This is a genomic window from Paraburkholderia sp. BR13444, from assembly GCF_040948755.1.
GTDB lineage: Bacteria > Pseudomonadota > Gammaproteobacteria > Burkholderiales > Burkholderiaceae > Paraburkholderia > Paraburkholderia youngii.
This window is the reverse complement of sequence record NZ_JBFPKM010000024.1, coordinates 1-11,828: the sequence shown is the minus strand read 5'-3', so window position 1 is coordinate 11,828 and position 11,828 is coordinate 1. Positions and strand designations below refer to the sequence as shown.

General features: G+C 65.3%; 10 protein-coding genes. 2 read left to right on the top strand and 8 right to left on the bottom strand.

Going from position 1 to position 11,828, the window contains the following annotated elements; translation table 11 throughout:
- Nucleotides 1-10: 10 nt before the first annotated feature.
- The 6 genes from AB3X95_RS36710 to AB3X95_RS36685 form a co-directional block, all read right to left on the bottom strand.
- A complete protein-coding gene (locus AB3X95_RS36710; protein ID WP_368623812.1) occupies nucleotides 11-1,417 on the bottom strand; it encodes a DNA-binding protein in 1,407 nt (468 codons plus the stop codon).
- A 149-nt stretch (nucleotides 1,418-1,566) separates the two neighbouring features.
- Complete coding sequence (lipA, locus tag AB3X95_RS36705; protein ID WP_368623811.1) at nucleotides 1,567-2,547, bottom strand: lipoyl synthase; 981 nt, start codon at nucleotides 2,545-2,547, stop codon at nucleotides 1,567-1,569.
- 5 nt (nucleotides 2,548-2,552) lie between these two features.
- Complete coding sequence (locus tag AB3X95_RS36700) at nucleotides 2,553-3,662, bottom strand: acetoin dehydrogenase dihydrolipoyllysine-residue acetyltransferase subunit (protein WP_176125491.1); 1,110 nt, start codon at nucleotides 3,660-3,662, stop codon at nucleotides 2,553-2,555.
- 3 nt (nucleotides 3,663-3,665) lie between these two features.
- Nucleotides 3,666-4,670: an alpha-ketoacid dehydrogenase subunit beta gene (locus AB3X95_RS36695; RefSeq protein ID WP_184227749.1), complete on the bottom strand. Its 1,005-nt coding sequence runs from the start codon at nucleotides 4,668-4,670 to the stop codon at nucleotides 3,666-3,668.
- Between the two features lie 34 nt (nucleotides 4,671-4,704).
- Complete coding sequence (locus tag AB3X95_RS36690) at nucleotides 4,705-5,688, bottom strand: thiamine pyrophosphate-dependent dehydrogenase E1 component subunit alpha (protein WP_176111856.1); 984 nt, start codon at nucleotides 5,686-5,688, stop codon at nucleotides 4,705-4,707.
- Between the two features lie 82 nt (nucleotides 5,689-5,770).
- Complete coding sequence (locus AB3X95_RS36685; RefSeq protein WP_184227748.1) at nucleotides 5,771-6,826, bottom strand: NAD(+)/NADH kinase; 1,056 nt, start codon at nucleotides 6,824-6,826, stop codon at nucleotides 5,771-5,773.
- Between the two features lie 440 nt (nucleotides 6,827-7,266).
- Between AB3X95_RS36685 and AB3X95_RS36680 the strand changes: the two genes are divergently transcribed.
- Complete coding sequence (locus AB3X95_RS36680; RefSeq protein ID WP_368623810.1) at nucleotides 7,267-9,207, top strand: sigma-54-dependent Fis family transcriptional regulator; 1,941 nt, start codon at nucleotides 7,267-7,269, stop codon at nucleotides 9,205-9,207.
- 344 nt (nucleotides 9,208-9,551) lie between these two features.
- Here the strand turns inward: AB3X95_RS36680 and AB3X95_RS36675 are convergent, their stop codons facing one another.
- Nucleotides 9,552-9,974, bottom strand: a complete 423-nt coding sequence (locus AB3X95_RS36675; RefSeq protein WP_368623850.1) for a hypothetical protein — start codon at nucleotides 9,972-9,974, stop codon at nucleotides 9,552-9,554.
- Between AB3X95_RS36675 and AB3X95_RS36670 the strand changes: the two genes are divergently transcribed.
- Nucleotides 9,856-11,346, top strand: coding sequence for a hypothetical protein (locus AB3X95_RS36670; RefSeq protein ID WP_368623849.1), 1,491 nt, complete (start codon nucleotides 9,856-9,858; stop codon nucleotides 11,344-11,346). The two genes, AB3X95_RS36675 and AB3X95_RS36670, sit on opposite strands and share 119 nt — an antisense overlap.
- Before the next feature lie 32 nt (nucleotides 11,347-11,378).
- Here AB3X95_RS36670 and AB3X95_RS36665 read toward each other — a convergent pair whose 3' ends face one another.
- Nucleotides 11,379-11,669: a hypothetical protein gene (locus AB3X95_RS36665; protein WP_176111852.1), complete on the bottom strand. Its 291-nt coding sequence runs from the start codon at nucleotides 11,667-11,669 to the stop codon at nucleotides 11,379-11,381.
- Nucleotides 11,670-11,828 lie beyond the last annotated feature (159 nt).

Sequence of the window (11,828 nt, the reverse complement as noted above, 5' to 3'; positions counted from 1 at the left end):
CTGCCCATTGTCACGCAGGCGAGCCTTCGGTGTTCAGCTTCGACACCGCACCCGTCTGCTCGTCGTAGCGGTAGCCTTGTTTCTCGAGGTGAGCGGTGATCGTTTCGACGATCACTTGCTGCTGGATCTCCTTGCGCAGCAATTCATGCTCCGGCTCGACCCGACCGAGTTCAGCGGAAAGCCGGCGGCTCAAGGTCGCTTCGCCCGCGCCGCGGGCAAGGACGACCACCATTTTTTCATTCGCCTGAGTCAGCTGCTGCTTCAGTGCGTTCGAGTAGTCGGACCATTTCCTGACGGTCTCCCGCGCCTCGGCAATCGCTGCGGCATGCGCTTGCGCGTCGCGCGACATCTGCGCCTTCAATGCCTCGAGTTCCTGCGAGTCGCCCCCCGCCGGCGACGCCGATTCCGCGTCCTCGGCCTTCTCGCTCGCGGCCGCCGCGCTTTCGGCCAGTTCGGCCACGCGCTGCCGCTCCGCCTCGGCACGCTGCTGCGCTTCGGACAAGCTGGCCGACAACCTCGCGATTTCGGAAGCGTCCGCATCGCGCTCGTCGCTCAGGCTGGCGATTCGCGTTTGGGCATTCTGCAATTCGAGCGCGGCGGCATCCCGTTCAGCCTGCGCGCCCTCGACCTCTTCGCGTCGGGCCGCATGCGCTTCCTGCTCAGCCTGCAGTTGCGCGCGAATCGCTTCGAGCTCGCTCTGAAGACGAGCGACCGCTTCGGCATGCTCCGCTTCCAGCGCCGCGCGCTCTGCTTCGCCGGCCGGCGTTTCGACTACCGACTCAGCCGACTCGCACGCCGCCTCGCCCTCGCCCGCGGCATCGCTCTCGTCGCCCGCAATCGCTCCACGCTGCGCGGCGTGTTCCGCGCGCTCCAGTTCCGCTTCGAGTTGCGAAACGCGGTCGGCAAGCTCCTGCGCGCGCTTCTCGGCCGCGTCGGTGCGTTGCACCGCGAGAGCGATGTCCTCTTCCAGCCCGGCCACGGCATCGACCTTCTCGTCGTAGGCGCTGGTCATCTTGTCCAGCTGGACCTGCAGCGCATCGAGTTCCTGGACGGTGGTTTGCAGTTCGGCGAGCGCTTCGTCGCGCTCGTTGCTGGCGTCCTCGACACGCTGGCGCATCGCGGCGAGGCGTCGCGCCACTGAGCGTTCCGCTTCGTCCTGCGCCGACGTCCACAGCCGGTCGAGCGCTTCGCGCATGGTGTCCGTCACGGTTTCCGGCAAAGCAGGACGTTCGACGACCTGCGGCACCCGCGCGGCGCGCGTTTCGCGCCACTTGCGCAATGCCGCGGACACCGCGACCACCGAACCGCTATGAACTTCGGACCAGATGGCGACGGGAGACACCTTTTGGCCCTCGTCGGCCATCCGGTTTGCGATTTCAGCTACGAGTTCGTCCGTGATCGTAATGTTGCTTGACATGTCTGCCTCGACAAAGTGCACGTGGTGACGAATACCGTTTCGTCGTCCGGGAGGCAGCCGCGTGCTGGGACTCGCCTCGTATAGTCACCAATTGTCGGCTACCTGGCTGGCGGCCAATCGGTCGAAAAGCCGAGGTTACGGGGAGGTATTCACGGGATTGGGGCGTGGCCCTGCGGCGTCCGATCGGCGTGATACGACGAGCGCACGAGCGGCCCCGCCACTACTTCGACGAACCCCATCTTCAAACCTTCATCGCGCAGCATGTCGAAAGTCGCAGGCGGCACATATCGCCGCACCGGCATGTGATACCGCGACGGCGCGAGATACTGACCGATCGTCAGTACGTCGACGTCGTGGGCGCGCAGATCGCGCATCGTGGCGAGCAGTTCGCTGTCGGTCTCGCCGAGGCCGACCATCAGGCCGGATTTGGTCAACGCCGCCGCGTTCTGGCGTTTCGCTCGCGACAGCAATTCGAGCGAACCGCGATAGTCCGCGCCTGCCCGCGCCGCCCGATACAGCGACGGCACCGTCTCGATGTTGTGGTTGAGGACGTCCGGCCACGCGCCGGACAGCGCATCGAGCGCGCGCTCGATTCGCCCGCGAAAATCCGGCGTCAGGATTTCCACGCGAATACCCGGTATTCGCTCGCGCACGAGCTTGATACAGCGCGCGAAGTGCGCGGCGCCGCCGTCGCGCAGATCGTCGCGGTCCACCGATGTAATCACCACGTAGCGCAGCCCCAGCGCCGCGACGGCGTCGGCGAGCCGCGCGGGCTCGTCCTCGTCGAGCGCTTGCGGCCGGCCATGCGCGACGTCGCAGAACGCGCAGCGCCGCGTGCAGATCCCTCCCATGATCATGAATGTCGCGGTGCGCTGCGCGAAGCACTCGCCGATGTTCGGACACATCGCCTCCTCGCAGACCGAATGCAACTTGTGCTCGCGCAGAACCGCCGCCATGCCCGCGACGGTTTCGCTCATCATCGGCCGAGCATGCAGCCAGGGCGGCTTCGGCAAGACGGCCGCATGGTCCGCCGGCACGATCTTCACCGGAATGCGGGCGAGCTTGTCGCGATTGCGCTTGCCATGCTGGCCAAGCGCCGTGACGCTGTCGGTATGAGAAGCGGCGTCCATCGCGGTTATCCGAAGAACTCGTTGAGCAGGCGGTTCACGTCCGATGCAGCCTCCATCTGCACCATGTGCCCTTTGCCGTCGATTACGTGCACGCGCACCTGAGCGGGCAGCCCCTGTGCGTGCGCGGCCGGAATGATCTGGTCCTGCGCCCCCCAGATCACCAGCGTGCGCGGCGCGAGCGTGTCGAGCCGGTCGCGATAGACGCGGCTTTGCACCCCGCCTTCGAACGCGGACGCGGCAATCTTGCGCAACGCGTCGTTCACGCCTTCGAGCCGCTTGTACTTGACGATGTCTTCGACCAGTTGCCGCGTGACCAGCGACCCGTCGGCGAACAGCTTCACCAGATGCGGCTTCAGCGTGTTGCGGCTGCTGCCCGCGACGAAGCCTTCGATGTACTCGCGGTTGATCTCGTCGCCGAGCCCCGCACCCGCAATCAAGGCCAGCGACGCGACGCGTTCGGGCGCCTTCGCGGCGACCGTCATCGACACGGCGCCGCCCATCGAATGGCCGACCAGATGCGCGCGCTCGATGCCCCGGTCATCGAGAAACGCGATCACGCTGTCCGCCAGTTCGTCGAGGCTGCCCGTGTCGACCGCCTTGCCCGACTCGCCGTGCCCTGGCAAATCGAGCGCCCACACGGCGCGGTGCGCGGCGAGATCCGCATGGTTGAAGAGCCAGTTGTTCAGATCGCCGCCGAAGCCGTGGATCAGCACAGCGGGCGTGCCGCCGTCGCCGATCTTCAGGTAACGCACGGTGCGCCCGCCGATCTGCGCTTTTTCCGGCTGCGGCCCCGCGTCCGCGGCATCCGCGGTGGCCGGCACGAAGTCGCGCTGGAACGCCTCGACGGCTGCATCGATGTCGGCATCGGACGTCTCGGCGTCCGCGACGACGCCGAGCAGCGCGCCGATCGGCAGCGTGTCGCCCTGCTGCGCGATCTGCCGGCGCAACGTGCCGTCGAAAGCGCACTCGACGCCCGACGATATCTTGTCGGTCTCGACGTCGAGTATCTCGTCGCCCTTCGCGACTTTTTCGCCGACCTCCTTCAGCCAGCCGTTGACCTGCCCCTGCTCCATCGACAGCCCCCACTTGGGCATCGTGATCATGTGAATCGGCATTGCTCAGCTCCTTACTTTCCGCACGGCCGCGGCGATGTTCTCCGCCGACGGGATATACATGTCTTCGAGCACGCCTGCGAAAGGCGCGGGCGTATGCGGCGCGGTCACGAGTTCGATCGGCGCCTTCAGCGAATGGAACGCGCGCTGCGCGACCAGCGCGGCGATATCGGTCGCAATCGAGCAGCGCGGATTCGACTCGTCGACCACGACGACGCGTCCGGTTCGCTCAGCGCTTTCCAATATCGTTTCCTCGTCGAGCGGCGAGGTCGTGCGCAAATCGATCACCTCGGCCTGGATGCCCTCTTTCGCGAGCGTTTCGGCGGCATCGGTCGCGTGATGAACCATCCGGCCATACGTGACGATCGTCGCGTCGTCGCCTTCGCGCACCACGTTCGCTTCGCCGAACGGAATCGCATACGACTCTTCCGGCACGTCGCCCTCGCGGCCATACAGCAGCTTGTGCTCGCAGAAGATGACCGGATCGTTGTCGCGGATCGCCTGGATCAGCAAACCCTTCGCGTCGTATGGCGTCGACGGGCACACCACCTTCAGGCCGGGTATGTGGGTGAACAGCGACGTCAGCATCTGCGAGTGCTGCGCGGCCGCGCGCAGGCCAGCGCCCTGCATCGTGCGAATCACGACCGGCGTCACTGCCTTGCCGCCGAACATATAGCGAAACTTGGCGGCCTGATTGAAGATCTGGTCGAAGCAGACGCCCATGAAATCGATGAACATCAGCTCGGCCACCGGACGCAGACCGCATGCGGCCGCGCCGACCGCCGCGCCGATGAAGCCGCCTTCCGATAGCGGCGTGTCGAGCACCCGCCCCGGATATTTGTGAAAAAGCCCTTTCGTCACACCGAGCACACCGCCCCACGCATCCTGCTCGCCTGGGGACCCGGCACCGCCCGCGTTGTCCTCGCCCATCACGATGACGGTTTCATCGCGTGCCATCTCCTGGCTCAGCGCTTCGTTGATCGCCTGAGAAAACGTGATCTTCCGTGCCATGACTGTCTCCTGATTGAATGATTCGCGCTGTGGATTACGGATAGGACACGTAGACGTCTGTCAGCAGGTCGGCAGCCGTCGGCAGAGGCGCGGCCTTCGCTTCCGTCACTGCGCCGTCGATCAACTGCTTCACCGTCGCATCGATGCCGCGCAGTTCGTCGGCGCTGAGCATTTCGGCCCGCACCACGCGCTCCTCGAAGCGCTTCAGGCAGTCTTTTTCGTCGCGCAGCTTCTGCACTTCGCCGGGCGCGCGATACGTTTGCGCATCGCCTTCGAAGTGCCCGAAATAGCGCGACAACTTCATTTCGACGAGCGTCGGGCCACCGCCGCCGCGCGCCCGCTCGATCGCGGCGCCGAGCGCCTCGTGCACCGCGAAGAAATCGAAGCCGTCGACGATCACGCCGGGCATGCCAAAGCCGCTCGCACGGTCGGCGATGTTGTCGGCCGCGACCGACCATGTCGACGAGGTCGCCTCCGCATAGCCGTTGTTCTCCGCAACGAAAATCGCCGGCAGGCGCCAGACGGAAGCGAGATTCATCGATTCGAAGATCACGCCCTGGTTCGACGCCCCGTCGCCGAAGAAGCACACGCCGACGCCGCCGGTCTTCTTTAGCTTCGCGGCGAGTGCGGCGCCGCACACGAGCGGCCCGCCCGCGCCGACGATCCCATTGGCGCCGAGCATCCCTTTCGACAGATCGGCGATATGCATCGAGCCGCCTTTGCCGCGGCACACGCCGGTGCTGCGGCCGTAGATTTCGGCCATCATGCCGCGCACGTCCACACCCTTCGCGATGCAGTGGCCATGACCACGGTGCGTGGTCGCGACATAGTCCGCATCGTTCAAATGCATCATCGTGCCGACCGCCGACGCCTCCTCGCCGGCATACAGATGCACGAAGCCGGGTATCTCGCCGGTCGCGAATTCGACGTGCAGACGCTCCTCGAACTCGCGGATCGTGCGCATCATCCGGTACGCTTCCAGCAGCTTTTCCTTGCTCAACTGCGTCGAAACAGACATGGTGTGTCTCCTGGGAATGATCTCGATGGTCACTGCTACTTCAGCCGGCTTTGTTTCCAGCGTTGGCTTCCTCCTGAATTGATTACCTCCGACGCGCCGCCGCTTCGCGCATCAACTGCCGCGACGCGCAAAAGCGCAGCGTGCGGCCGACATCGACCGTGAGCGGTCCCGCCCAGTCGAGCGCGATCTCGTAGCGGTCGTCGCGTTCGAGCTCGATCTCGCGCTCGCCGTCGAAGGCGAGCGTCCCTCGTTCGGTATGCAGCGGCGTCCAGCAACCCGCTTCGAAACGCTCGCAGGTGCGCATCGTCACCTGATCGACACGGCCCGGCGCGAGCGGCGCGAAGATCGGCACGCCGGATTCGCCCGCACGCGCGAACGTCAGATGCAGCCCGTAGGGCGCGCCGCGCTCGACCGGCGCCCACGCGCCGCCGATCGACGACAGACCGATGCCATCCGGCGCCGCGAACGTCAGAAACAGCGCTTCGAGATCCGTCGGCTCGCAGACCGCCCGCGCGCCGACGAACCGCTGCCGGCTCACGCACACATCGACCAGCGCGATTTCCTCGCGCCCCTTGTTCGGGCCCGCGACGCAGCGGACCACCAAACGCTTGTTGCGCGTCAGCGCGACCTCGGGCGGCACGAGCCCGGAAGCGGCGAGCGCGCCCGCGAGGCCCGCCACCGTCGCTTCGCGCAGTTCTGGGAACGCGTTGTTGGTGCCCGTCGACAGCGTCAGCAGCGGCACGTCGCCGCAATGCGCGGCCACCGCGCGATGCGTGCCGTCACCGCCGAGCACCGCGATCAAGTCGACACCCAAGCCGACCATTCGCGCGACACCCGCGTGAGTGTCCGCCGCGCTGTCCGTGATCGGCAGTTCGAGGAATTCGACCTTCGGCCAGGGCTGCGGCTCGGCCACGGCTGCATGGGTTTCAAGCGCACGCAGCACCAAGGCGGCAACCCCTGTGCGGTCGCGCAAGGTCAGCACGCGAGCGACGCCGAACATGCCGAGGCCCGCGAGAAGGCGCACGACCATGTTCGCTTTCTCGGCGGTCGGAAACACCGAAGCGTGTGTGGTGAGGCGTCGAATATCACGGCCCGATGCCGGGTTCGCGATCACGCCGACGGTGATGGGCGATAACACTGGCTTGTCTCCGGTGCGCGAGTTGCGAAGCGGACTTGTTGGGGTGAAGCGCGCTTGCTGTCGCGTTTGCTTTCGTCTGCCAGCGATACTGCAAAGGTCGGGCCAGTTGCTTGCGCGCCGTGCGCACGCGCCGCAAGCGTTGTATTCAAAGGGCAGACGCGGGGGCCCGCGTTCACGGCCGCTTTCATCGGACCTGCGCCGCGCAGTTCACTGTGTCTCACGAGCGCGCTTCGCGACGAGGCGCGAGGCTCGACACACGCCGCGGCGCTTGCGCGGCACCGCGCCAGACAAGGGTTTGCGCGATGCGACCAGCGTCTCGCCAGCCTCTGAGACGTTCGTCTCACGCGCCTCGAGTGCTGCGCCGCAATGTGATTGCTCGTGGCGGATGTGCTACAAGACAGGGACTCGCCTTACTCGGTGTCGCTCGCCTGGAGCCGGCCATGCCCTATGTTTCTCAAACGCAGCACGTCGATCGCGTACGCGGGGCCATCGAAGGACGCTTGCCCGCGCCAGCGAATTCGCCGCGCCTCGTGTCGTCGTGGCAGCGCTCGTACGAGCAGTACCGGCTCGACCCCAGCTCCGTGATCGGCCCGCGCGTGCTGTCGTCCGCCGAGCTGCGTGAAGTCCAGGGCAAGGAGGAAGCCTTTCTGCGCGCATCGGGCCAGTGCCTGACGCGGCTGCACGAAATGATCCGCGTCGCCGACTATTGCGTGATGCTGTCCGATGCGCACGGCGTCACGATCGACTATCGGATCGACCGCGACCGGCGCAACGATTTCAAGCATGCGGGGCTGCATATCGGCTCGTGCTGGTCCGAGCGCGAAGAAGGCACCTGCGGCATCGCGAACGTGCTCACCGATCTCGCGCCGATCACCGTGCACAAGACCGATCACTTCCGGGCCGCGTTCACGACGCTCACGTGCAGCGCTTCGCCGATCTTCGCGCCGACCGGCGAATTGATCGGCGTGCTCGATGCCTCGGCGATCCGATCGCCGGACAACCGCGACAGCCAGGGGCTGGTTTTTCAACTGGTGCGGCAAAGCGCGAGTTTGATCGAGGACGGCTACTTCCTGAACCAGACCGCGCAGCACTGGGTGCTGTTCGGCCATCAAAGCCGCCATTTCGTCGAAGCGCAACCCGAAGCGCTGATCGCCTTCGACGAATGCGGCAACATCGCCGCCGCGAACCGCAAGGCGCATGAGAGCATCGCGGGTCTCGACGGTCCGCGCCACATCGACGAGATATTCGACACGTCCGAGGTACGTCTGCACGACGTCGCGCGCACCGACATGATCGTGGCGCTGCGGCTGCGCGCGACCGGCGCGATGCTGTATGCGCGCATTCGCGCACCGATGAGACGCGCGGGCCGCCCGCTCGTCACGACACGGCCGGGCGACGTGCACGCCGATGGCAGCATCGGCGCAATGAGCCGCTTTCTGCACAGCTCGGACGAACGGATCGCGCGCAACGCCGAAGTCGCCTTGCGGATCGCCGGCAAGCGGCTGCCGGTTCTGCTGCTCGGCGAAACCGGTGTCGGCAAGGAGGTGTTCGCGCACGCGGTGCACGACTCGGGCTCGCGGCGCACGCGGCCGTTCGTCGCCGTGAATTGCGGCGCGATTCCGGAGCCGCTGATCGAGAGCGAGCTGTTCGGTTATGCGCCTGGCGCGTTCACCGGCGCGCGCAGTCGCGGCGCGCGCGGCAAGATCGCGCTCGCGCATGGCGGCACGCTGTTTCTCGATGAAATCGGCGACATGCCGCTCGGCCTGCAAACCCGCCTGCTGCGCGTGCTCGCCGAGGGCGAAGTGGTGCCGCTCGGCGGCGATACGCCAGTGCGCGTCGATATCGACGTGATCTGCGCGACGCACCGGGACTTGATGCAGATGGTCGATGCCGGGTCGTTCCGCGAGGATCTTTACTATCGACTGAGCGGCGCGACGCTGCGGATACCGCCGCTGCGCGAGCGCGCCGACATCCGCGATGTGATCGATACGGTGTTCAACGAGGAAGCACAGGCGGCCAGCCATGTGCTGATGCTCGATCCGCAATTCGCCGAGCGCCTTGCCGCCTTCTCGTGGCCCGGCAATATCCGCCAGTTGCGCAACGTGCTGCGCTATGCGTGCGCGGTCTGCGATTCGGCCCGCGTCGAGTTGCGGCATGTGTCGCCAGACTTTGCCGCGCAACTCGCGCCCGCCGCGACGCCGGCTCTCTCGGCGGCCTCCACGTCGCCGGCCAGCGCCGACGACGAGCGGGCACGGATCGTCGCAGCGCTCACGCGTTGCCAGTGGCGGCCTAACGCCGCCGCGCAGGCGTTGGGCATATCGCGCGCGACGCTGTACCGGCGCATCGCGCGGCTGGGCATCGTCGGGCCGCATCGCGCATAGGCGGCCGCGAAAGGCGGCGGGGGTCCAAGCCCGCCGCTGCCCACACCTCGCCCGATTCCCACGCCCGCATCCAGCGAGTGAAATCTTTCCGCAATTCGTCCATTGCGAGCGAAAAGATTTTATTTCCGCACCCCCCTGCTCCTACGCGCAATTCATGCCGACAGACAGGCATGACCTGCCGGACTCAGTGATCGGTCGCAACGAAAGACCATCCACTACCGCACATCGCATGTCCTGAACGGCTCACGCGACGCACTCGCGACCCGCAGGACTCCCCCTCTCTCTCCAGATTTTCTCGTGGGTCGCCTCGCGGCAGCCCGCGCTATTGTCATGATTGGACGACGTCAATTTCTTGGCTGTCTTACTGCGCTCGGCGGAACTGTCGTATTGAGCGCGTGCGGCGGCGGCGGCGGTGGTGGTAATAGTAGTGGTACGCCGGATGCCGGCGGTTCTTCCACGGGCAATTCCGCGAGTCCGTCGAGCACCGCGGCATCACCCTCTACCGGCACGGCAAGCTCCGGCATCACGGCCTCGACGGGCACGACAGGCACGACGGGCACGACCACCGCGAGTATTGCGCCCTCGACGGGTAGCGCGACCACGGTGGCGAACGGCTCGTCGCCGGCGCCATCGAATGGAACGGGACTCATCGATACGTCGGGCTCGGGCGACAGCTCCGGCTCTGCATCAGACCCGAACTCAGGGTCGCCGGGCAACGCTTCGAACGCTTCGCCACAGAACACGACGATCCCGCCGGCGACGGTGATCATCGACAGTCAGAACGCGTCGTGGACCCTGGTCGGCGGGTCTGTCTACAGGAACGGCGTCGCAGCGGGCTACACCTACAACGTTTCGTTGATCCTCTGGTACGGGAGCACGATCTATCACGAGGGAACCGGCGGTCAGTTCTACGGATGGAATGGGACGACATGGTTCGCGTGCAACGACCCGCGTTTGGGCGGCACCTCGGTCGACGGCGCGATGATCCCGCCCGCGACGTATCTGATCGACAAGGCCGGCTCGATATGGACCGTCGTGAACGGCGTCGTGTATCGCAATCGCAATGCCGTCGGCACGATGTCGAATGCGGCGCTGCTGCTGTGGTACGGCGGCAAGTTCTGGGCACAATCGACCAGCGGTCAGTTCTATGTATGCGGCGATGCGGACCAATGGTTGCCGTGCAGCGATCCGCGCACCGCGACCGCGGCGCCGGCCGGTTCGTTTCACGGTGTCAACGGGCATTACGACTACCTGTATTCGACGTCACAGATCGTATCGATCATGCAAGCCCTCGGCTGCTCGACGTACCGGCTCAGTTGTACGGACTACGCACCGCAACTCGCCAAGGTCCTGGCGTTGGCGCAAGCATTCCAGCCGGCTGGCTTGACTCTTTTCGTGCTGATCGACGTCGGCATCTACGACGGCAACGGCAACCTGTTCACGAGTGAAGCGGCGGCCTATACGCGGGGCTTCAATTGCGCGGTGACTGTCGCGTCGGCATTGCAACCCCACGGCGTGACCATGTATGAATGCGGTAACGAATTGACGCGCGCGAACGGGATCATTCTCGACTCCACCAGCGCGGGAACGAGCGTAGTCGACTTCAACAATGCGAACTGGCCGCTGATGCGCGGCGTGATGCGCGGCATGATCGACGGAGTGAAGTCGGTGCAGGCGGACGCTAAATGCGGCGTCAACTTTTGTGTTGCCGATATCGGCGCGTCCGACGCTCTGTGGGATGGCAAGCAGCCCGATGGCACGAGCGGCCATCCGACCGTGAGGTGGGACCTGACTACGTGGCACAACTACGAGGTGTACGGCGACATCTTCGACATCGGCACCGACGGGTCCGGCCCGGGCTTCGATTTGCCCACCTATTGCAAGGCCCGCTACGGCGTCCCCTTCGTGATCTCAGAATGGAACACTGGGCCCGAGAAGACCGAGGCGTATCGGGCCAACTACATCAGCTCGCGTCTGCTCACTTACTATCAGGCGAGAAAGACGAAGAATATCCAATCGGCGATGTATTACGAGCTCGATAGCGGGGACTCCACCTACGGCCTGATGATCAACGGCACGGCGCTTGCGCTTCCATATAACGCGTTCGCGAGCTTTATCGCGAGCCATGCCGATAGCTGAGCGTATGTTGCGACGCGCACTTTCCGATCGGCTTAAACAAGGAGAATGGCCACCAACTGACCGGCAGTTGCAATAACGACAGCCAGCTCGACCGGATTGGCCAGAAGAAGGCCGAGAAAATCTGAATCGATAGCGCGCGCGCGCCAGGTCCCGACAAAACCGACCGACAGAATCAGCCCGAATAAAAGGTCGAATCCAAATCCTGCGGCGATCCATTTGTTATGCCTGACGACATGCTCAGCGAATGCGAACATTGCCAGAAAGGCGATTTGGGATATGAGAACAACCAGTACCGCAATATGCTGCTGATTATCCTTTTTCATTGGCTGGCGGAAATCCGGTTGCTCGAAGCCGCTACGACCTCCTCGCTCGTCTGGCCGAACTTCGGCAATACGGGCGCCTACGGTGCAGACACCCGCATGCCCTCAAGTACGAAGTCGGCTCCGGCTTCGGTCGTGGCCTGAGCGCTGTCAGCGCCAGGC

Bases quoted from the DNA above. Each gene is read 5' to 3' on its own strand.
- AB3X95_RS36690 (WP_176111856.1), bottom strand. From the start codon at position 5,688: ATGTCTGTTTCGACGCAGTTGAGCAAGGAAAAGCTGCTGGAAGCGTAC.
- AB3X95_RS36695 (WP_184227749.1), bottom strand. From the start codon at position 4,670: ATGGCACGGAAGATCACGTTTTCTCAGGCGATCAACGAAGCGCTGAGC.
- AB3X95_RS36700 (WP_176125491.1), bottom strand. From the start codon at position 3,662: ATGCCGATTCACATGATCACGATGCCCAAGTGGGGGCTGTCGATGGAG.
- AB3X95_RS36710 (WP_368623812.1), bottom strand. From the start codon at position 1,417: ATGTCAAGCAACATTACGATCACGGACGAACTCGTAGCTGAAATCGCA.
- lipA (WP_368623811.1), bottom strand. From the start codon at position 2,547: ATGGACGCCGCTTCTCATACCGACAGCGTCACGGCGCTTGGCCAGCAT.
- AB3X95_RS36680 (WP_368623810.1), top strand. From the start codon at position 7,267: ATGCCCTATGTTTCTCAAACGCAGCACGTCGATCGCGTACGCGGGGCC.
- AB3X95_RS36665 (WP_176111852.1), bottom strand. From the start codon at position 11,669: ATGAAAAAGGATAATCAGCAGCATATTGCGGTACTGGTTGTTCTCATA.